Source organism: Leptospira selangorensis (assembly GCF_004769405.1).
Lineage (GTDB): Bacteria > Spirochaetota > Leptospiria > Leptospirales > Leptospiraceae > Leptospira_B > Leptospira_B selangorensis.
In genome coordinates this window covers 530,532-551,171 of the sequence record NZ_RQES01000005.1, presented here as the reverse complement: position 1 = coordinate 551,171, position 20,640 = coordinate 530,532, and the positions used below count along the sequence as shown (strand labels likewise).

The following is a 20,640-nucleotide window of genomic DNA, read 5'->3' as shown; positions in this document are numbered from 1 at the left end:
CGAGAGATTCTCGTCTATTTTCCGAAATATTTTCGAAAAAACCTGGCGAGAAAGTTCGATCCGAGTTAGTCTGTTAGTAATCATGCGATCCTTTCTATTAGAACTTCCCCGACTGGGATTCTTTCCCTTAATTTTGTTTTTATTCTTAATTATCCAATCCGCCTTGTATTCCCAAACTTCTACTACAAATCCCCCCACTAACTCTAAAGAGTCCATAGCAGGAGGACCTCCAACATTCAAAAAGTTAGTAGAAGAAGTTAAAGTTTCTCTAAAAGACAGAGGATATGTCGTAGATCGAAAATCACATTTTACCGGTTCGGTATTCAAAGGGAACACAGTATCTTTCAAACTTCAATTCCCGGAAGGTAAGGACAGAAAAATCGTCCGCAAATTAGGAGTGGGCCTCGCTCATGAAAATCCGGACCAATCCGTTATGGTACATATCTTCCAATCGGATAGCGAAGACAGAAAATTATCTCCATTATTCACAGGATTTGTAGAACCTTCTTTCGTATATGAATGGGAAGCAAGATTCGGAGAAAATCATTTCTTAGTAGAGATCAGATTAGATGAATCAGAGTCTAACGTAGCGAACTTCGAACTATTATTCGGCAGCCAATTATACACTCCCGCAGCTGCATTCGGGCGAGAAGAAAAAGATCAAAACCTGAACCAACCTGGTTCTCCCGGTAAAAAACAACCAGGAGCAGAAGGAAGGCTTCCTGGTACGAGTGAGTTGAACAACTACTTCGAAGTTTTTAAAAAAGAGTTCTGATCCTTTGAACTTGATTACAATCAGGTAAGACGATCATTCAGGCAAGTTTGACTTAAATAACTAATGCCATTAAGTTAATGAATTGCGGAATTCTGGCGTTTGTTATATCTTCGCTAATATAGTGAAATTTCTATCCTAAAGGATAGATCATCCGGCGATTTCGAGATCTTCGATCTTCAAACAAAAAAATAATATCGCCGAATGAATCCTCCTAAAAGAGGTCGGATCGGTGAAAAAGAAGGACGGTAGCCCTGTCTACCCCACAAACGGAGTTTTCAGAAATTCTCGAGAGAGAATTTTAGAAGGCGCTGCGATAGCTTTTGCTCGCAAAGGTTTCCATGGAACTTCTCTGAGAGAGATCAGCAGAGAATGCGGGTTGGAGCAGCCTAGCATTTACCATCACTTCCATTCCAAAGAGAACCTTTTCAGAAAAGCATTGGTCGCCACTCATTTGATGATATTGAACGATATCCGAAGCAGATTGGTAAAAGACAAAGGTTTAAGAGAAGAAGTTGTCTCAGTATTCCGAGCAATTTCGGATATCGCGAGACAGTTTCCTGATAGGGCCAAACTTCCATTCAGCTTAGTATATTCTGCACCCGAAAATCTGGTCCAAGAATATACGAATCATTATGGTGCTCAGTATAGAAAGTTATTGGATGCGGCCGTAGATCGTAATCCTCCAGCCAAAAATGCGGAACTAAAGCTTTCCCTTCTCGTGGACCTGCTGCATAGTTTGATACTTTCTATCTCCTCGGAGCGTTTTTTTGAGGATAGGGTCAGAGGTTTGGAAGAAAGGATCGATCATATCCTTCTTACTTAAGCCCGAAAGCTAAGTTTAGGACTCTTTTTTTTCTCGTAAGCCTCGGTCGGTTAGGTTTTCTGGTCCCCATGAGCGCACCTGAAATCGTACCAATCGGCCAACTCCCTCCATTAGGAGTGGTCCCTAAAAAAATGCATGCACAGGTCATCCGACCAGAGCGTTTTGGAGACCCGATAAAGTCTATCCAACCCGAAGAGATCGACGTTCCTGAAATTAAACCTGACGAAGTGCTGGTTGCAGTTATGGCAGCCGGAATTAATTATAATAACGTATGGGCTGGTCTTGGATTTCCGGTCGATGTGATCGGCGCGAGAAACAAAAAAGGCGAACCTGAAAAATTCCATATCGGTGGTTCAGACGCATCCGGGATCGTATATAAAGTAGGTTCCGAAGTTAAGAACGTGAAAGTAGGAGATGAAGTAGTCCTACACTGCGGTATCTGGGACAAGAATGATCCTTGGGTAAAAGAAGGAAAAGATCCTATGTTTGCACCTTCCCAATTGATTTGGGCATATGAAACAAACTGGGGATCTTTCGCACAGTTCTGTAAAGTCCAAGACCACCAATGTCTTCCTAAACCAAAACATCTTTCTTGGGAAGAAGCAGCTGCTTACATGCTCGTTGGAGCGACTGCATATAGAATGCTTCACCATTGGAAACCGAATGATGTAAAACCAGGAGACGTAGTTCTTATCTGGGGAGGAGCGGGTGGACTCGGAGCTATGGCGATCCAGATCGTAAAAGCTGCCGGTGGAATTCCAATCGCAGTAGTTTCTTCCGATGATAAGATCGAGTTCTGTAAGAATCTTGGCGCTGCAGGAGTTATTAACAGAAATAACTTCAAACATTGGGGCGCTCTAACTTCAGATATTAATAAGCCTGAAGTATTTGTAGAATGGACCAAACAAGCCAGAGAATTCGGAAAGGCTATCTGGGACATCGCAGGAAAAGGAAACAATCCTAAGATCGTATTCGAACATCCAGGTGAAACCACCATCCCGACTTCAGTATTCGTTTGTGAAACTGGAGGAATGGTAGTTATCTGTGCTGGAACCACAGGTTATAATGCAACTGTTGACTTAAGATATCTTTGGATGCGCCAAAAACGTCTCCAAGGTTCTCACTTTGCAAATGACGAGAACTCAATTGGTATCAATCAATTAGTGATCGATAAAAAAGTGGATCCAGTTCTTTCTCAAACCTTCCAGTTCCATGAAACTGCGCAAGCTCACCAATTGATGAAAGAAAACAAACACCCTGCAGGAAACATGAGTATCCTTGTAGGTGCTGACAAATTAGGACTCGGTAGAAAATAATCTACCGCAGAAGGGCTCCTGATCCCAGGAGTCCTTCTACCCTCCGAACTACATTATAAAAGTATAATCAAATGAAAGCGGTCCAACTTTCCTCTTTCGGAAAAGAAAATCTCTCCTTAATCGATTTACCGGACCCAGGCAAACCGGGCCCGGGAGAAGTTTTAGTCCGTTTTAGAGCGGCTTCCTTAAATTTCAGGGACTATCTTGTTGTCCAAGGAAAGTACAATCCGAATTTTCCGGTACCAATGGTTCCTTGCAGTGATGGCTCGGGAGAAATTGTAGATATAGGAGAGAATGTCACAGGTATCAAGACTGGAGACAAGATCAATGCTACATTTGCTCCCTACTGGTTATCAGGACACGCTAATAAAAAAGAACTTAGAACTACACTAGGCGGCCCTTTAGACGGGACCTTAAGACAGTACGCAATTCTTCCGGCTAGTGGCGTAGTTCCGATGCCTTCTCATCTTAGCTTTGAAGAAGCCGCTACTCTTCCTTGCGCGGGACTTACTGCTTGGTCTTCTTTTTTTGTGGAGAACCAACTCAAAAAAGGAGAATCAGTAGTTATACAAGGAACCGGCGGAGTCTCCTTATTTGCATTACAATTTGCTAAAGCAGTTGGAGCTACCGTTTATCTTACTTCTTCCTCGGATGAAAAATTGGAAAGAGGAAAATCCTTAGGCGCTTACCATCTGATCAATTATAGAAATATTACCTCTTGGGGAGAAAAGATCAGAGAACTCACAGGCGGAGAAGGCGCAGATCATATCGTTGAGGTAGGTGGAGCTGGAACCTTGGAGCAATCCATCAAAGCAGTCAAACTTTTCGGGACAATCCATTTGATCGGGATTTTAGCAGGAGCAATCAAGGATCTGAACCTTCTTCCATTAGTTATGAACCAAATCAAAGTCCAAGGGATCGTAGTAGGTCATAGAGAAGGTTTCCTTGCTATGAACAAGGCGATTGAAGAATGGAAACTAAAACCTGTAGTAGATAAAGTCTACGAGCTTTCCGAATTCAAAGATGCATTAGAATATCTTAAAGACGGAAAACATTTCGGAAAGATCGTAGTTAGAATTCCTTAATATCTTCCGCCTTTATAATTTAGCAGGTTAGGCTACCGACGCAGGCACTCGTTTAGATTCCTTTTTAGAATTATAAAGATAATCTTTTTCCTTATAGGCCATAAATCTTCCGAAACCGTTTTCTTTTCCGATCTCAGGAAGAACGATCCCATTCTCCACTGCAATTTTCCCATTAATCAACACTGCACGAATTGCTTCTTCGTTTCTGCGAACTAAACGAACCATTCCACCAAATTCGGGCATTGGAGTTTCCTGGATGGTTTCTACTTTTTCATTCAAACCGTTCGGATTTAAAAGAACTAGATCCGCTTGGGCGCCTACTTTCAATTTGCCTGTGTCCAAACCGAACCAATCTGCAATCTCTCCCGTAACTCTCCAAACTGCTTTCTCCGCAGAAAGAAAAGGTTTTCCTTCCAGTTCCGCATCTCTGACTAATTTCAAAAAGCGTAATGGAAAATTATAATGTGCCATTCCCCTTAAATGAGCGCCCGCATCGGAGAATCCGATCAACACATCAGGATGACTGACTATATATTTTAAAGGGCCTTTTCGATCATTTCCGATTACTGTATACCAGCGGATATCATTCCCATACTCCGCACATAGATCCAAAAACGTTTCGACCACATGTTGTTTTCTTTCTTTAGCTAATTCAGAGAAAGATCTACCGACTAGTTTTTGGTCGGGGCATTCTACAATTTTAGATTCGTTGAAGTCTCTATGAAATACTCTAGGCAGAAACCAATTCGTCCATTGTCTTCGGAACCATTTTCTATATCCTTTATCCAGGAGAAGTTTCCTTCGTTCTGCAAGGTCAGCTAAATGTATGGCCGCAGTTCCCGCGCCAAATTCTTCGAAAACTACTACGTCTACTCCATCCGCATAAAGATCGAATACGGCAGGAACAGCCTGCAAACGTACGTCTCCTTTCAGAATTGTATTCACAATCCGAGTTAGAAACGCAACAAGCCTATAAATAGAACGATTGGATCTTGGATCCATAAGGGAAATGATCGTGGTTTTCAGTTTCTTTCTAAAAATCCCCAAACTTTCCTTAAAGAATAATAGAACATTATATTTGGTAGAAACGTTCGGGACTCCTTGGAAGATCCTATCTTCTCTCCGAACGATCTTATTTAATCTACTAATCTCGGACCATTTAGCAAATGTAGAAGGAAGCGGTTTACTTCTAAAACGACTACCATCCATCTTATCCCAAGTAAGAGTATTGATAGAAAGCCCTAGGTATCCACAATCAATCGCCTCTTGCAGAAGTTTTTCCATTTGCAACATCTCTTGCTCCGTAGGTTTCACGCCATAAGAAAGAGACCTTTCTAATCCCATAGAATAAGATCGAATAGCAGAATGTCCCAAGAATGTAGAAACATTCGGACCCAAAGGAAGAGAATTCAAATGATCCGCATATTCTTTCATCGAATTCCAAGTTTTCTTTTTTTGTAATAGAGGAAGCACCTGTTCTCTCGGAATGGCTTCTACCCTACTGAACATGTCTGCAAGATCTTCCGCCGATCCGATACAAAGACTAAGAGAACAACTTCCCATTGTAATAGTTGTTACTCCGTGCATCACAGATTCTTTTAGTCCCGGAGAAGCTTCCACCTCTGCATCATAGTGTGTGTGAAAATCTATAAATCCTGGAGTGACCCAAAGTCCCTTTGCATCGTAGATCTTTTTTGCGTCGCCTGGAATTGATTTGGAGATCTGAGCAATCTTTCCGTCCAAGACTGCTATATCTCCTATAAAGGATTCTTTTCCTTCTCCATCGAATATTCTTCCATTTTTGATCAGAACATCGTACTTCATATGATTCCTCTTCTCTATTCTATCTCTTAGAGCTTCGCTACAAAAGTGTATAATAACCCATAGTCAATCTTTTTCAAATTTTTTGAATATAGATGAACAATTGTTCATGGAGGAAGAAAAATTATATGTAAGATGCTATCTATCTTGTGGCACTTCACTTTGGTATTGGTGAATATGCGAACCTTCGTTCATGCGCCCGAAGACTAACTTACCGCAGGACGATACGAATATTGATCTTTTGAGTTACTACCAAGCACCGGATATTCTCCGATGCTCCTTGGAAAATCCAGTAGCCAAAATTAGAACATGCTCAAAAAGTCAGTCAAATAACGCGGATAATTATGTGCAGCTCTGGACCGGTTATTCGGAAAAATACGGAGTAGTCAGAAAAAAATTTCCAAACCAATAGACCTTCTATCTAAAACACGTTAGTCATACTTAAAAAGGCCGGTTTTTCAACTTGGGACCTTCTGCCCATAATCCATCCCTAAAGGAATATCCATAAAAAACCGACCGTTATAAAAAGAAATTAGTTCCATATCAAACGTTATTTTATCATCACTTTTTTCGAACGTTTTATCTTGACAGCTTTGCCTCTGGAATTAATGTTCAAAAGCTCGGTTTTGTACCGAGTGATACAGATAAAAAAGCGAACAAGTTAAAACTAAGCGAATCTCAATCTGAGACCATATAGACAGCAAGAGAATAGTGAAGAGGTAAACTCAAATGCGTAAATTAGGATTAGCGGTATTACTCCTATTTTTGTGTAGCGGCACGTTGTTCGCTTCAGGGGGAGGATCTTCCTCCAAACCATTAGCTGGATCATATCCAATCGTTCTTTCCCACGGACTTTTCGGTTGGGGAACTGATTCATCCGGCATCATCAGCATCGTTAACTATTGGGGCGGAATGGATTCCTATCTGACATCCCAAGGTGCAACAGTATATGCTCCTACTAAAACTGCGGCTCAATCTAATGAGACTCGTGGTGTTCAGCTAAAAGACAAAGTTCTTGTTTATATAGCTGCAAACGGCTTTAGCAAAGTGCATATCCTTGGACACTCCCAAGGTGGATTAGATAGCCGCTATGCTATCTCCAATCTAGGACTTTCTTCTAAAGTTTCTACTTTAACTACTTTGAATACTCCTCACAGAGGATCTCCAATAGCAGATATCGTAACTACTGTTCTTCCTGATTGGATCAAACCTTTCGTTAGCGGTATCTTAGGAGCTGTGGTTCAATTAGTATATGGTGGCGGAAACCAAGACGCTCTTGCGGCACTCGGTTCCTTAACTACCAGCGGAACTGCTGCTTTCAACACCCGCACTCCAAACGTTTCTTCCGTTAAGTATTTCTCTTACGGATCTTACATCACTATTCCTGACCTGATCCAACACCCTCTTATGGGGATCATTCAACCTGCATGTGTTGCTGGTGGATTGTTCAATGGACAAGGTGGAACTTGTGACGGACTCGTTCCTTATACTTCTTTGAAATGGGGAACTTTCAACGGTGGACCAGATTACGGACTTTTCGTTACCGGTGTGGATCACTTACAAGCTTCCAACACTTTGAATTCCGGAAAACCTTGGTACGATGTAGAAGGTTACTTCCTGAAAATGGCTTCCAACGCGAAATCTAACCAATAATTTCGAACGTTGAGTCTGAAAAAAGCCGGGGTTAATCTCCCGGCTTTTTTTATGCCCAAATCTAAGTACAGAATATCGATTTTCTAGTTGGTATTTTTCTAATATTCTTCATTCTTTCCGCTTATGAGTTTTTTCCCCAAATTTGCAATCATAGGTTCCGGAAGTATCGGAACGTACATCGGAGCATACCTGGTAAAAGCAGGATATCCTGTAGTATTTGTAGGTAGAGAAAGATTAAAACAAGAGATCCAATTATTCGGTTTGGGGATCAGCGACTATAAAGGAAATTCTTTCACACTCGCTCCAAGCCAAGTTCGTTATGTTACGGATATAAAAGAAGCCAAAGACTCTAACGTATTTTTGATCACAGTCAAAAGTAAAGATACGATAGAAGCGGGCAAATCCATTCGTTCTCTTTTTTCACCGGAAGAATTATCCAAAATTATAGTAGTTAGTTTTCAGAATGGGGTTCGAAACTCAAAAGAGTTAGCCTCCGTATTACCTGAGTTAAACGACAGGAATTTACCGGGTATGGTTCCATTCAATGTGGTTGCAAAAGGAAAGGGACAGTTTCACCAGGGAACAAGTGGAGAACTTGTAATCAAATCAAACGAATTTGGGAACAAGATCCATTCTTGTCTTAGAAAGGCAGGTTTACCTTCTATCGTACATAAAAACATGGAAGGTGTGCTTTGGGGAAAACTACTTTTCAACTTGAATAATAGTTTAAATGCACTCGCCGGTGTTCCTCTCAGAGAAGAATTATCCCAAAGAACATACAGAAAAATTTTAGCCTCTATGATCTTAGAAGGTTTAGAAATACTTAAACTTTCCGGGATCCAACCCGCAAGTGCCGGAAAAATGATCCCTTGGCTTGCGCCAATCATTTTAGGTTTGCCTGATTTTCTATTTTTCAGAGTGGCTTCTTCCATGGTCAAAATTGATCCGGAAGCAAGATCCTCAATGTGGGAAGACCTACATCATGGAAGAACTACTGAAATTTCTTATTTGAACGGAGAGATTGTAAATTTAGCGGATGAGATCGGTCACAAGGCACCAATCAATCGTAAGATTGTTTCTTTGATCTCAGAAGCAGAAAGCGGTTCCGGCAAATCTAAATACGATGCGGAAACGCTTTCTAATCTTTTAGGAGTTGTTTAGGTTTCTTTATCACCCGGTCCGGAAGCAGTATCTTCCGGTTTCCCTTTTCCGAAAACGAATCTTCTGATTGCATAGAATAAACCGATCGCAGCCGGGATCAGTAATTTTGCACCTTTAAGTAAAAATCCCCCGATCATTGCAAACAATCCTGCTTTTTTCAGAAGTCCTCCCGCGATCAAACCTCCGATCCCATAAGCAGCTAAGTTGTCTATTTTAGAATCGTAATCGGCATAACGATTTCCTTCGGAGAATTCCACACTCTTGAGTATTCTGCCCACATCCCCTTCTACTCTTTTCAAAACGTTAATGTCTCCGAGTACATTGAGTAATAGATAACCGGTCCTTCCTAAAACTCGAATATTATAATTGAGAGTATTTGTTTCAGTTCCTTCGAATTTATATTCTTTCGCCCAATGCAATTTTTTAGCTGCGGAATCATAATAAGGAGAAGAAGCCCAACCTACTAATTCCAATCCGGAATATCCGTCTTTTTTTCTTTGCTCACTTTCTTCTTTTGCGGATTCTTGCAACTCGGATAGTAATTCGTCGTATTTGATCTCTTTTGAGTCCTCATCATCTACGTGACCTTCTTCCACATAGTCGATAGTAATCGCATAAGATCCGAGATCCAAAGGTGTTTCGTTGGCGATGAATAAAATTCCGAGTCCCGGATCGCTAGGTGGATTTCCCCAAACATCTTCCAATACAATCTTACTATCTTTTGGATTTAGATATTTATAACCCTTCGGGACTTGAATGTTTGCGATCAGTTTTCCATCCTTATTTGAAAGAGGAACTAGATTAGTTTCATACTTTAAGGATTTAATCCATTTAGCTAAATCCGCATCTGTTTCAAATTTTTGAGCAGAAACGGGAAGGCTCCATAAGATGGCCATAAAAAAGAAAAAGGCCAAGGATCGACGAATCATATATATTCTCCCGGATTGAATTCGAGTAACAAATACTATGCTGATCCGAAAGAAATTCGGACAACTAATTATGTTTAAATCGGAAAAAATATATGGAAGGGAACGAAGGTTACAAGGCGGACCCTAAGGTGTTTTGGCCGCGAACAATCCCACATCTTTTCTAACGTGTTTTAGTTCCCATTCCTGTAGGCTGATACCTTCTTCATGAGCTCTTCTGGATCTATAAGAATTTAGCAAACGGTAGGTGATCGGATAACCGAGTAGGGCCAGAGGAATTCCGAAAGCAAATCCACCTACGAACATAGGAAGCCCCATCTTATCGAATAAGAAAATTGTCCAATGATAAAGCCCGCTGATCAAATCCATAGATTCCGATTCTTTGGAGATGGCCAATAACGTGTCGAAACTTATCTGCTGGAAAGGAATCCCAAGTAATAGTAGAACTTGTTTTCCTATCCAGTAGAATAGAGAATAGAAAAACGGAAGAGTGACCGGATTAGTAATCCAAATCATTGCAATTGCAATAGGAAGATAAAAACGAATTCGGAATAATCGAAGTACCAACCAGGTCCCTAATCCCAAATACATTTGAACTCCCACAAGAGGAGTCATAGACCAGATCAGACCGATAGTAGTACCTAAACAAACTTCGTGAATAGGGGCATAAGATTCTTGGAAAGGTAAGATAATTTGTTTATGGATGACACGCCAGATCGTTCTGAGAAAATTCATTGGGTCCTGTTTTATTTAGAACTGGAAAGTTTGGAATAATGTTCCCAGGATTTTGAGTATTTCTCCATTGCAGGAAATAATTCGAAGGCTTTTTTTGCCGACTCGCTAGCTGCCTGAGGATTTTTTTCGAAATCATTTTGTAACTTTGCCAGAAGATAATAGGTTTCCGCTTTGATAATTAGATCTCTATATTCGATTCCTAATCCTTTTTTTAGGGATTGGATAGAAGCAAGCTTGTCTCGATTCAATAGATGTACAAAACCAAGTCCGTAATAAGCGGAACCTTCCGGTTTTACTTGGATGGATTTATTATACCAATCCATTGCTTCTTCCCTTTCATCTTGAGAAAGAGCTAAATTTCCAAGATCAGTAAGTAACATAGAACTGTATTCTTGGTCTTTACTTGCCTGAGCAATTACTAAGGCCTGTTTGTATCTTGTTTCTGCCTTTTCATAATTTTGTTTATGTTTTTCGATTTGAGCAAGACCTCTAAGGCAATCGATAGAGTTTTTATTTTCCTTTAAACAAAGTTTATATTCCTTCTCCGCAGAAGAATCTTCTTTGCGTAAATAATGGATCCATCCCCTCAAATAATGGACTTGGTCCATTTTTCCCGTAATAAGTGCCTTATCCTTAGCCTTCTGAACGGATTCTGTTAAATGACCAGAGTCCAATAAATCTCTGATTTCCAGAATGGAAGGCTCATCCTTCTCCCCTGAACAAGCTGAATAAGAAGCCAATACAAGTGTAACGCTAGCTAAAATAGAATAGTTTCTAAAAAAATGAAAACGGTCCATATCTGATTCGTATCGGTCTTTTTCATGCTCTTCCAAAGGATCGACATGGCAACATGAATTTCCGGTTTTTAAGTCTATTTGCCAAAATACTTCTTTTTTCCAAAAAACGCCTGGATTGGACGTATAATTCTTCGATTTTTTTCCTCTAATAGCCTTTGAAGTTCCCCGAATTTACACTTTGGGACGCTCTTTCGTATTTACGGAATCCAAGCAAAAAGTAGAAGGTCAAATATTCCGGAGTCGAGTTTGGAAATTATTTATTTTCCAAAAATTCTCCCGAATACTCTTGTTAGTCGGAGAAAGATTGACGAGAAAATATAAACCGATGGAGGATGGTCCCAACCTTCCTGCTCAATGCATACGGCAAAATACTTATTCTTTTTATTAGGACCCATCGGCTTCCTCATTTTCCTTTTGTCCCTCACCCCATGGCATAAGGAAGAAAACTTACGCGCCTATAAAGGTGTAATCGATCTTAGAGGCATCCAAAGTGCAAGCTCCGGCCCGGTAGATCTTTCCGGAGAATGGGAATTTTTCTGGAGCCAAGAGCCGGGAAAAATTTTAGAATCCTTTCACGGGAATATGACTGTTCCAGGTTCTTGGAATAGAGAAACCGAATTACATCCATCTTATGAAAGACTAGGGTATGCAACCTATAGGCTCAAGATCCTTTTACCGGACGTTTGGGTAGGGAAGGTTCTTACTCTAGGCTTAGGCACCGTTTGGAGTTCCTATAGATTATACTTGGATGGAGAGTTCCAAGGAGAATCCGGAGGTCCATCTACTTCTACTCAATCAAGCGTAGCAAGGGTTCAACCCAGATCTTTTTCTTTTGTTCCGAGTTCCAGTCAGATAGAAGTTTCAATTTTTGTTACGAATAATTTCGCAAGACAAGGTGGGATCAGCTCTCCTATTAAATTAGGTCCTTCCGAAGTAATGTTGTCCACGAGAACAAGGACAATCTTCACAGATATTTTTGCATTCTCCAGTTTAGTGATTATGGGGCTCTATCATATCTCTCTGTATTTGTATTTAAGATCCAGCAAGGCTCCTTTGTATTTCGGATTTATGAGTATGGCGATCGGTATTAGGACTCTGGTTACGAATACTAGACTTCTAATGGAATTTTTCCCTTCTATCAACCAGAACGGAATACAGATGATAGAACAGATTTCCATGATGTGTGCCACCGGATTATATCTGCTATTCTTCTATGAAACCTTTTCCGTTTACGCATCTAAACTATATATTAGAATTTCTTTAGCAATCATCTCTCTATTCATTCTAATGACCTTATTCGGCTCTTTGGAATTTAATAGTAGCAAGGTTGCCTATTTCCATTTATTTATAGGTGTCACGATCGGTTATGTTATCTATGTAATCTTCGGGATAGACTTTGATAAAGAGAATAACTCTTCTTATATCTTATACGGTTCGGGGATACTATTCTTAGGAGTAGCGATCGATCTATTCTATACTTATATTCTAAAAGTGTCTTCTCATCAGGTTTCGCATATTGCACTCGTACTTTTCGTTTTCTTACAATCTTTGGTAATCGCTTCGGATCGTTCTTCCAAATATAAAGAAGCAAAACTTCTCACCGAAGATCTACAAACTATGAACTTAGAACTTTTCGAAATGAAAGAAAAGTTGGTTCAAAAGGTGGAAGATAGGACCAGAACTCTAAACGATACTCTCCAACAGATCAATAGAGAGTTGGAGATCGCCCAGAACGTACAAAGAAAAATACTCACTCCTCCGGAAAGAGAGATCAAAGGAATTCGTTTCGATTACGTATACAAACCTTTAGAAAAAGTGGGTGGAGACTTTTTAGATATTTCGGAGATCAATCCCGGCCAAGTTCGAGTATTATTGGCGGATGCGGTCGGTCATGGGGTGCAAGCAAGTCTTATGACCATGGCTTTAAAAACCGAATACGAAGAGTTAAAAAAATTAGCCTGCCCTACTCTTGTATTAAAAGAATTGAATGGAAGGTTTTTAAGAAAGTTCGATACCTTAGAAAGTATCTTCCCTTGTTTTGTAGCTGATATCTATTTGGAAAAAAAAGAAGTTCTATATGCTTCCGCCGGACATCCGGACCAGGTTTTACTTTCACCGGGCGGAAATTACGAATTACTCCATAAAACAGGGCCTATATTAGGACTATTTGATGACTTAGAGATCGAATTCTCAACCTATAAGTTTCCTACAGGAAGCCGTTTATTACTTTTCTCTGATGGACTCATCGAGAACAGAAGAAAGGAAAATAGATGGAGCACCGTCGAGACAATTGCGTCCAGGGCTTCCACACTTTCAAATGTAAGCCTCCAAAAACTATTAGAAGAATTAGTAGTAATGGAAGAAAAATCCAGGGGAGACGAACAAAGATACGATGATATCACTATCATCGCGATCGAATCCAGAGAAACTCCCGAATATCCTGCTTAAAAGATTTATGCCCTTTCCTTTTTTAAAAGGGAGAAGGTCCAAACCCCGCATAAAAATTCAAACCCACTCGGCAATAAGATCATAGGATGGATCCAACCAAGCAATACAAAGATAACCAAGACTATAAACTGAAACGTTCTCGAATGAGTGGTTAATTTTAAGAAAGGACGAATATTCCCTTGTCCCATTTTAAAATAAAAATATCCTAATATGATAAGAGTCAGCCCCACTACTCTCACCCAAACATCACTTGCACTTAATAAGAAAAGACCTAAGAAAAAATTCGGAACTGTGATCAAAAGAAATCCTTCGATCAATAAAAATATCCCGAAATATTGTACACTTTTACCTGAGTTTATCATGGGCAATAGGCATATCCAAATCGAAAGGAAGAACAATCCATTTTTAAGTTAAATTTTCCTCAGACATAAAAAAAGCCCCCGAGACCGGAGGCTTTTTATTATTCGGGTGAACGAAAAGATTAGCAGATAACCACTAATTCTCCGGAAGCTTTTACTTCTCCGGACTCATCAGAAGCCTCTACAGCTACTGTAAGTAGTTTTTCTCCGTTTTCTTCTTTCTTACGTTTAATCTTACCGGAACAAGTTAGTTTTTGTCCAGGCTTGGTCATCGCTTTGAAAGTGACTCCGAATTCTTTGATCTGTTTTTGGTCTGCCCAAGAAGTGCAAAGTCTTCCGATCTGAGCCATGACGAACATACCGTGCGCGATGGTTCCATCCAATCCAGTCTTACGAGCGAAATCCGGATCGTTATGGATCGGATTAAAATCACCGCTCGCTCCCGCATAACGCACTAGATGCGCATGCGTGATAGTATCCACTTTTAAAGGAGGGAGCTCTTGTCCTACTTCGTACTTGTCGAATTCAATCTTACTCATCTTAATCCTCCTATCACTGTTCCGGTTTACGGATAAAAATAGACATCTCTGCTTCGATCACAGTTTCACCTTTCGCATTACGAATTGTAGTGCGGAAAGTCATAGTATCCATTTTACCGACAGTTACGTTAACACATTCTCCCTGAGAAGAAACCTTACCAGGATAAAGAGTTTTAACATAATTATATTTTTCTTTTAAATGTAAGATCCTGGAAGTATCAACTCCCATGTTCTCCATATCTTTCCAAATTTTAGGATATCCCCAAAATTGGATCACAGTGGGAAATGTAGGAGGAGCTGGAATGTCCTCATATCCCGCTTTTTTTGCCGCTTCTAAATCGAAGTATATCGGATTGCTTTCGCCGATCGCTAGACAAAACTCTTTTATCTTTCCTCTTTCTACGTCGAATTCGTAGGAGTCGAGTTTTGTGCCGATCAGGTCTTTTGAAATGCCTTTTTCTGCCATAATCCTTTTCCTTTGGATTGGTTTAAAAACCTTCGAAGGATCGAAGATCGTTTATATGGCCCTATTTTTTAGACACCGATCTCACAGGTCCATTGAATTTTTAGTAACGAACGTTCTGTTCGCTCAAACAACTGTTCACTGAATGGTGTTCATCCGGAATGATAGTCGCTTCGCTCCTGAAGCCCGCGGGCGGACTATAAGTGTTGTAAGCGGACCCCTCAAGTAAAATTCTGTCCTTGTTCCTCATGATTTCTTTTGGTCCCAAACTTTCTAGGATATTGATCCCGATCCTGCTTTGTTATCTTTTACAGGATTGTAGGCAAATTTTTCCAGGATCGTTTTCAAAAGAAGAAGAGACAATAATCCCTGTTTGGGACGGACTTCGTTCTTTAAAAAAATCCGGAAGTGTATGTAGAGGAAATTCAGAAGAAGCCATTAAAAAGATCTCTTATCATTATAAAAAAAATCCATCCCGTTATTCGGAACTTCCTCTAAATGAAAAATGGAGAAACACTCAGCTTACTATCTTAAAAGATAAACAGACTCTTCTAAATGAATCCAGAGATAGTTTGCTCCTATTCCAAAATGGCGGATGTGATATTTCCTCGGAGTTTATTATCCCAGGAGCAAAACTTTATGATCTACAAAATGTTGTTTTGGATTTTTCCACTACAGCACTTTCTTCCTCGGGGGAGAATGTTCCAAGTTCCGGAAAATTGATCGTGAAGTTAGGAGATGCTATCGTATTCTCCGAAGATATACAAAGCCAAGGAAGAGAATGGGTCGATCATAAGATCAAGGTCCAAGAATCCATTTCTAAATCTTTAGAAGAAGAACCTGCTACTACTTGGAACTTTGAATGGATCCCTAAAAATCAGAACGATCTTTTATTTGTAGGACAACCTACATTATACGCTTCTGTGGCTGATCCAAAACTTTGGGGACCTAAAGAGAATGTAATATTGATCGTGGTGGATGCTCTGAGGCCGGATCGTTTAGGATTTGGCGGTTCTCCCATCCCTACCAGTCCTTATCTGGACGAGCTCGCTTCCGATTCTATCGTTTTTGAAAATGCTTTCTCTAACGGGAATTGGACCAAGCCAAGTATGATTTCTTTTTTCACTTCTAAGATCACATCCGAATTAGGTCTTGGAAATGCTTGGTTTTATTCCACCAACCTTCATAGAAAAATATTCTATTCCAAAAAACCGGAAACATTACCGAATCATCTCAGATCCAAAGGTTACCTAACTGCAAGCCTTATGAATAATGTTTTCCTCCTGGATTATACTGGCGTGGGAGTCGATCTAGGATTTCATAAATTATTTCAACCTGGAAAAGACAAAGACGATACTGAGCTAATACTTGCAGAATCCATAAAGTTCTTAAAAGAGAACAAAAACAGAAGATTTTTCCTTCATATAAATATCAATACCCCTCATTATCCTTATCTTCCTGAAAGAAAGTATATGGATATTCTGGCAAAAAAAACTGATCCAAAGATCTGGAACAGTTATGATCCTTACGTAAGAAAATATATGGCTGAGATCTTATATACGGACGAGGTCATAGGTAAAATTTTAGAAGAGGCTAAAAAGACAGGAGCCTTCGATAAATCCTGGATCGCAGTAGTTGCAGACCATGGAGAATTACAATCCATGGAACATTATTATCATCATCATTTCGTGGCAGAAAATTTACATGCACACGGAGAAACACATTACGACGAAGAAATTAAAGTTCCTTGGATCATTCATCCTCCCGTCTCGGAAAAATCGAATATTGAAAAAAGAATTTTCTCCGATCAGGTTTCTTTACTTTCTCTTTTCCCTACTTTAGCAGGAGCATTAGGTTTACCTTGTGATCCGAGTTCCTGCGATGGAAATGATTATTCCAGAGCCATATATGGAGAAGAAGGTCCGCAATCCGAAAACTTTATATATACCGAAGGAAGATTTTCAGAATCCATTCGAACCAAAGAATACAAACTGATTCGAAGATATCCTGGTTATGATTTTGTAAGAAGAACCAAAGAAGGAGAACCTCATAAGATGTCTGAGGAATTTTATTCCTTGGTTTCAGATCCCGGAGAATTACAAAATCTCTCCGAAAGTAATTCTACACTTCTCACGAAAGCAAGACAGGATTTAGATTCTCACAGCTTAAAGAAAAATGTTTTTAAACTCAGATTACCTGCATGTGAAAAAGAATGTATACGTAGGATAGAGATCGGTATCCAAGCCGGAATTTATAAAATACAATCTGATACTCCAGTTACTGAAAATAGATTAGAAACGAAGTCCGCATCTCTAACCGTAAAACAAACCCCTGGTAAAGAAAGTATCCTCTCCTTTTATACAGTAGAACCTGTTTTCGGATTTCGTTTGTCCATTTCCAAAGATGGAAAACCGGAAGATTATAAATCCGGAAAATGGGGAATTTTATCGGATGCGAGTTCTAAAATTTATAGAGATTCTCCAGAATCAGTGGCTTCTGCAAAACTTCCTTATGAATTTAAAACTTCTAAAATACCTTATTTTTATAACGATGCTGGACTTTCTGGAAATTCGGAATCTTCAGAGCAAGCTGCGTTAGGAAAAGAAGTCCGAAAAGTTTTGGAAAGCTGGGGTTATATCCATGAATAGAATCCGTTTTATATAAAAGTTTCTCCGCTCGTTTTTGCCAAAACTCCTTGCTTTTTCCATATCCTTCGTTATGTTATCCGCTTGCTAATCCAAACAGAAATAGGTGAAAAGAATGAAAGTTAGAAATCTTGTATTTTGTCTTATTCTAATATTCGGTTTCATATCCTGCGGAACTAATCCTGTAGAACGTTGTCAAGACAGAAGAAAAGTTATGAGAGATGCAGTGTGCCAAGCAGTAGGCGCTCACGAACCCGGAACAGAATCCTATAATAGCATCCTTCTTTCCTGCTTAATGGAAAATAATCATTTTAACGAATGCGAAAGTGAAGGTTACTTTTAATTCTAAACTTTTTGCAGAAGGGCAAAAACCGATATTATTCTAAAACGATAGTGATATCGACTCTTCGGTTTTTAGCTCTGCCAGATTCCGTGGAATTTTCAGTCACGGGTTGAGACTTTCCATAACCTCTATAAGACATTCTAGTTTCTTCTATTCCATGAGAATCTCTTAACTCTTGCAGAACCGATAAGGCTCTATCTTGAGAAAGTTTGAGATTATACTCTTGGCTTCCTTTATCATCCGTATGTCCGCCGATCCGAATTTCTCTGTCAGGATATTTTTTAAGAACGTCTGCGATCCTTTCTAAAACCTTTTTGGCTTCCGGTTTTAATTCGGATTTATTATAATCAAAAAGAAGGTTATCTAAAGAAAGTACAACCCCCTCATTCGATTTTCTGATCTCCACCGGTGCACGATCTGCAATTTCTTCTTCCGGATTTCCTTCCCATTCAGGCCATTCTAAACCATTCCCCTTTTTACCTGTAGGTTTCTTTTTGGGATAAGAAGTTCCTTCCGGGAAAGGTCCCAGGATCCTTTTGACTTCTTCTGCAATTTTATCCTTATCGTTTTCCGTAACAGAGTTTTGTTTAGAATACACTCCGTGGATCTCGAAAGACATTTCTTGTGCAATCCCATTCGGAAAAACGAATGTATAAGCAAGTTGGACATACTTATATTGAGGAACACCTTGTTCGGAATCAAAAAATACTTTTCCTTTTGCAAAACCGTAAATTTTGTAAGGAATATTCTGAGCGATCGGATCGGATTCCTTCATTAAATTATAATTATATTCTATCAGATCCGCGTTCCCTTTTTTACCTGCATATTCCCAGCCTCCTTTGCCTTGGTAAATATACTTTGCTTGGACTGGGATCTCTATCCTGGCTGTAGGGAACTGAAAACTTTCAGAGGCAGGTTTGGTCCATTCTTCTCCCACACCTACTTCTTTCGCGGAAAAACTAGGCAATGATCTTAGATTGGGCATACTATATTCAGGAGGAACGGTATATTGGCCCAATTCCGAAATGTTAAATTTACTCTTAAAAGTTTTGTCTTTATAAAAGGCAGGATCTAATTCAGGAAATTTAATATAGGTATCGAATATAGCCGAAAAATCGCAGCCTTCCTTTTTACAGGCAGTGGCCTTTAACAAAATTCGATTTTTATCTTCTCTATTAATAACTCTAAGACCTTGTCTGGCCTTTACTCTATGGTATTCGTTTAATTCCAGATCATCTCCGGATTTCATTTTCCATCTGAACAATACTGGAGTTTCGGAAAATATATAAGAGGGTATTAAGAAGAATAGAATGAGGAGCCCTCTGAATGCCATACTAATAGTTTCGAAAAATTTCCCCAAAAACTTAGAAAGGAATCCTAAAAAACAGGCCTCTTTCCAGGATATTTAGACTAAAACGGCCCAAGTTTTCCTCCTGAAAAGTGATTTGGGGGCTTCAATTCCAAACGTAAGAACTTGACAAGTAGGCGATAAAAATTCATCCAATTAGTTCGTGGTTCCTCATTTCCATGAGATCGTATTCTTCGGAGTGTTGTTTTGTATGCTTCTATCTGTGGCATGCCTACTCCGACCGGAAAAATCTGCCGGTTTAAAGATCTTATCTTTATTATCTTTTTGTGTTTCTATCCAATTCCTTTATGTTTATTTTCTTTTGAAGGGGATTTATTTCGAACCTTCGTTTTTAAATCATCTTCATATTCCATTAGCTTGGTTTTTAGGGCCAGGAATGTACAGTTTGTATTCTGTTACGGTTCGAGAGGAGAAGTTCACAGCCTTCGAAAGAAGCTTTTATCTTCCCGGAATACTTCTTCTTATCTTATTTCCTATCTTGCATTTAGTTTTACCTCAAATCTTTCTAAGTCATCCTATAGATTATTTCGAAAAAGGATCTACAAGTTGGCCGGATATCCTACTGTTAGGTGCATATTCTGCAAATTTAGTATTTTATTCTTCTATCGTTTGGCAAACAAGAGCAGCTTTCCAATTGGAAAGACTGAAAAAAGATGCTGGTGCTAGGATACTTCTTTTCGTTATAATCGGAAGCGGAAGTGTAACTTCTGTCCTTGTTATTTCTTATTTAATCAGAGATATTAATTTATTATTCATTTCTGTTCTAAGCACTGTAATCTACGCGGTCGCAGGTTATCTGGCTCAAATTTATTCTCCGGAAGTTTTTAGCGAGATGGGACCTTCTATGAGAGATGCATATCGTAATTCCAGATTAGAAGGTGTGGACACAAACGATCTGGAAAACCGTTTAGAAAGTTTGATGTCAAAAGAAAAAATCTATCTACAAGAAGATCTTTCTCTTTCTATACTATCCAATCAGTTAGATATCAAACCATATCAACTTTCGGAATTTCTGAATCAAAGAAAAGGAACTAACTTTGCAAAGTTTGTAAACGGTTTCAGAGTAGCAGAAGCAGTTCGTATATTACAAAAAGAAGAAGGAGCCAATATTCTCTCGGTCGCATACAGATCCGGCTTCAATTCAAAGGCGACTTTCAATCTTGCATTCAAATCCATACAGGGTGTTTCCCCTAGAGAGTATCTGCGAAAATCTAAAGTCTCTTAATTGAACGAACGTTTTCTTCTAAATTTGTTTAAATAAAAAATTAAGACCTTTTAATTTGTCCAAGATTCGAATCCAAGACGACCCTCACTGATAACTGTCTTATACTCCCTCTTCATAAATTAGCTAAAAGTCAAAGACTGAAAAAGCGTATGGAGAA

General features: G+C 39.4%; 18 protein-coding genes. 10 read left to right on the top strand and 8 right to left on the bottom strand.

The genetic code is table 11. The features are described from left to right. The first annotated feature begins 82 nt into the window (after window positions 1–82). From EHO58_RS04125 to EHO58_RS04110, 4 genes are all read left to right on the top strand, one after another. Window positions 83–775, top strand: coding sequence for a hypothetical protein (locus EHO58_RS04125; RefSeq protein ID WP_135627611.1), 693 nt, complete (start codon window positions 83–85; stop codon window positions 773–775). Window positions 776–1,004: 229 nt separating this feature from the next. Beyond that, entirely contained in the window at window positions 1,005–1,598 is a 594-nt protein-coding gene (locus tag EHO58_RS04120) for a TetR/AcrR family transcriptional regulator (RefSeq protein WP_135678746.1), read from the top strand. 68 nt (window positions 1,599–1,666) lie between these two features. Then, a complete protein-coding gene (gene ccrA / locus EHO58_RS04115; protein WP_135627613.1) occupies window positions 1,667–2,914 on the top strand; it encodes a crotonyl-CoA carboxylase/reductase in 1,248 nt (415 codons plus the stop codon). Window positions 2,915–2,985: 71 nt separating this feature from the next. Further along, window positions 2,986–3,999 carry a zinc-dependent alcohol dehydrogenase family protein gene (locus EHO58_RS04110; RefSeq protein ID WP_135678744.1) on the top strand — a complete coding sequence of 338 codons (1,014 nt, stop codon included), beginning with the start codon at window positions 2,986–2,988 and terminating at the stop codon, window positions 3,997–3,999. 27 nt (window positions 4,000–4,026) lie between these two features. Here the strand turns inward: EHO58_RS04110 and EHO58_RS04105 are convergent, their stop codons facing one another. Further along, on the bottom strand, window positions 4,027–5,823 hold the full coding sequence (locus tag EHO58_RS04105; RefSeq protein WP_135678742.1) for an N-acyl-D-amino-acid deacylase family protein: 1,797 nt from the start codon (window positions 5,821–5,823) through the stop codon (window positions 4,027–4,029). Window positions 5,824–6,549: 726 nt separating this feature from the next. Here EHO58_RS04105 and EHO58_RS04100 point away from each other — a divergent pair. Both EHO58_RS04100 and EHO58_RS04095 read left to right on the top strand, forming a co-directional pair. After that, the gene (locus EHO58_RS04100) at window positions 6,550–7,473 is read left to right on the top strand and encodes a lipase family alpha/beta hydrolase (RefSeq protein ID WP_135678740.1); all 924 of its coding nucleotides are present in this window, start codon (window positions 6,550–6,552) and stop codon (window positions 7,471–7,473) included. A 123-nt stretch (window positions 7,474–7,596) separates the two neighbouring features. After that, entirely contained in the window at window positions 7,597–8,634 is a 1,038-nt protein-coding gene (locus tag EHO58_RS04095) for a 2-dehydropantoate 2-reductase (protein ID WP_135678738.1), read from the top strand. Here the strand turns inward: EHO58_RS04095 and EHO58_RS04090 are convergent. The 3 genes from EHO58_RS04090 to EHO58_RS04080 all read right to left on the bottom strand — a co-directional run bounded on the left by EHO58_RS04090 (window position 8,631) and on the right by EHO58_RS04080 (window position 11,092). Continuing rightward, window positions 8,631–9,563 (bottom strand): DUF2167 domain-containing protein, encoded by a 933-nt coding sequence (locus EHO58_RS04090; RefSeq protein ID WP_135678736.1) that lies wholly within the window; start codon window positions 9,561–9,563, stop codon window positions 8,631–8,633. The two genes, EHO58_RS04095 and EHO58_RS04090, sit on opposite strands and share 4 nt — an antisense overlap. Window positions 9,564–9,686: 123 nt before the next feature. Next, complete coding sequence (locus EHO58_RS04085; protein ID WP_135678734.1) at window positions 9,687–10,295, bottom strand: DUF2062 domain-containing protein; 609 nt, start codon at window positions 10,293–10,295, stop codon at window positions 9,687–9,689. A gap of 11 nt (window positions 10,296–10,306) precedes the next feature. Continuing rightward, window positions 10,307–11,092, bottom strand: a complete 786-nt coding sequence (locus tag EHO58_RS04080) for a tetratricopeptide repeat protein (protein WP_135627619.1) — start codon at window positions 11,090–11,092, stop codon at window positions 10,307–10,309. Window positions 11,093–11,446: 354 nt separating this feature from the next. Here EHO58_RS04080 and EHO58_RS04075 point away from each other — a divergent pair, with 354 nt between their 5' ends. Continuing rightward, window positions 11,447–13,540 (top strand): PP2C family protein-serine/threonine phosphatase, encoded by a 2,094-nt coding sequence (locus EHO58_RS04075; protein WP_135627620.1) that lies wholly within the window; start codon window positions 11,447–11,449, stop codon window positions 13,538–13,540. 5 nt (window positions 13,541–13,545) lie between these two features. Here the strand turns inward: EHO58_RS04075 and EHO58_RS04070 are convergent, their stop codons facing one another. From EHO58_RS04070 to EHO58_RS04060, 3 genes are all read right to left on the bottom strand, one after another. Then, a complete protein-coding gene (locus EHO58_RS04070; protein ID WP_135678732.1) occupies window positions 13,546–13,902 on the bottom strand; it encodes a hypothetical protein in 357 nt (118 codons plus the stop codon). Between the two features lie 119 nt (window positions 13,903–14,021). Continuing rightward, window positions 14,022–14,438, bottom strand: coding sequence for a MaoC family dehydratase (locus EHO58_RS04065; protein WP_100708332.1), 417 nt, complete (start codon window positions 14,436–14,438; stop codon window positions 14,022–14,024). Between the two features lie 13 nt (window positions 14,439–14,451). Continuing rightward, window positions 14,452–14,904: an FAS1-like dehydratase domain-containing protein gene (locus tag EHO58_RS04060; protein ID WP_100708333.1), complete on the bottom strand. Its 453-nt coding sequence runs from the start codon at window positions 14,902–14,904 to the stop codon at window positions 14,452–14,454. A gap of 245 nt (window positions 14,905–15,149) precedes the next feature. Between EHO58_RS04060 and EHO58_RS04055 the strand changes: the two genes are divergently transcribed. Further along, entirely contained in the window at window positions 15,150–17,549 is a 2,400-nt protein-coding gene (locus EHO58_RS04055; RefSeq protein ID WP_135678730.1) for a sulfatase family protein, read from the top strand. A 112-nt stretch (window positions 17,550–17,661) separates the two neighbouring features. Continuing rightward, window positions 17,662–17,889 (top strand): hypothetical protein, encoded by a 228-nt coding sequence (locus EHO58_RS04050; RefSeq protein ID WP_135627623.1) that lies wholly within the window; start codon window positions 17,662–17,664, stop codon window positions 17,887–17,889. A gap of 34 nt (window positions 17,890–17,923) precedes the next feature. On the opposite strand, the gene EHO58_RS04045 is transcribed toward EHO58_RS04050, so the two are convergent. Further along, window positions 17,924–19,249: an OmpA family protein gene (locus EHO58_RS04045; RefSeq protein ID WP_425269425.1), complete on the bottom strand. Its 1,326-nt coding sequence runs from the start codon at window positions 19,247–19,249 to the stop codon at window positions 17,924–17,926. 199 nt (window positions 19,250–19,448) lie between these two features. On the opposite strand from EHO58_RS04045, the gene EHO58_RS04040 reads away from it, so the two are divergent. Next, the gene (locus EHO58_RS04040) at window positions 19,449–20,483 is read left to right on the top strand and encodes a helix-turn-helix domain-containing protein (protein WP_135628455.1); all 1,035 of its coding nucleotides are present in this window, start codon (window positions 19,449–19,451) and stop codon (window positions 20,481–20,483) included. Window positions 20,484–20,640: the final 157 nt, after the last annotated feature.

Excerpts from the sequence above, each read along its gene's own strand:
- EHO58_RS04125 (WP_135627611.1), top strand. The coding sequence starts at position 83 with ATGCGATCCTTTCTATTAGAACTTCCCCGACTGGGATTCTTTCCCTTA.
- ccrA (WP_135627613.1), top strand. The coding sequence starts at position 1,667 with ATGAGCGCACCTGAAATCGTACCAATCGGCCAACTCCCTCCATTAGGA.
- EHO58_RS04110 (WP_135678744.1), top strand. The coding sequence starts at position 2,986 with ATGAAAGCGGTCCAACTTTCCTCTTTCGGAAAAGAAAATCTCTCCTTA.
- EHO58_RS04105 (WP_135678742.1), bottom strand. The coding sequence starts at position 5,823 with ATGAAGTACGATGTTCTGATCAAAAATGGAAGAATATTCGATGGAGAA.
- EHO58_RS04100 (WP_135678740.1), top strand. The coding sequence starts at position 6,550 with ATGCGTAAATTAGGATTAGCGGTATTACTCCTATTTTTGTGTAGCGGC.
- EHO58_RS04095 (WP_135678738.1), top strand. The coding sequence starts at position 7,597 with ATGAGTTTTTTCCCCAAATTTGCAATCATAGGTTCCGGAAGTATCGGA.
- EHO58_RS04090 (WP_135678736.1), bottom strand. The coding sequence starts at position 9,563 with ATGATTCGTCGATCCTTGGCCTTTTTCTTTTTTATGGCCATCTTATGG.
- EHO58_RS04085 (WP_135678734.1), bottom strand. The coding sequence starts at position 10,295 with ATGAATTTTCTCAGAACGATCTGGCGTGTCATCCATAAACAAATTATC.
- EHO58_RS04080 (WP_135627619.1), bottom strand. The coding sequence starts at position 11,092 with ATGGACCGTTTTCATTTTTTTAGAAACTATTCTATTTTAGCTAGCGTT.
- EHO58_RS04075 (WP_135627620.1), top strand. The coding sequence starts at position 11,447 with ATGCATACGGCAAAATACTTATTCTTTTTATTAGGACCCATCGGCTTC.
- EHO58_RS04070 (WP_135678732.1), bottom strand. The coding sequence starts at position 13,902 with ATGATAAACTCAGGTAAAAGTGTACAATATTTCGGGATATTTTTATTG.
- EHO58_RS04065 (WP_100708332.1), bottom strand. The coding sequence starts at position 14,438 with ATGAGTAAGATTGAATTCGACAAGTACGAAGTAGGACAAGAGCTCCCT.
- EHO58_RS04060 (WP_100708333.1), bottom strand. The coding sequence starts at position 14,904 with ATGGCAGAAAAAGGCATTTCAAAAGACCTGATCGGCACAAAACTCGAC.
- EHO58_RS04055 (WP_135678730.1), top strand. The coding sequence starts at position 15,150 with ATGATTTCTTTTGGTCCCAAACTTTCTAGGATATTGATCCCGATCCTG.
- EHO58_RS04050 (WP_135627623.1), top strand. The coding sequence starts at position 17,662 with ATGAAAGTTAGAAATCTTGTATTTTGTCTTATTCTAATATTCGGTTTC.
- EHO58_RS04040 (WP_135628455.1), top strand. The coding sequence starts at position 19,449 with ATGCTTCTATCTGTGGCATGCCTACTCCGACCGGAAAAATCTGCCGGT.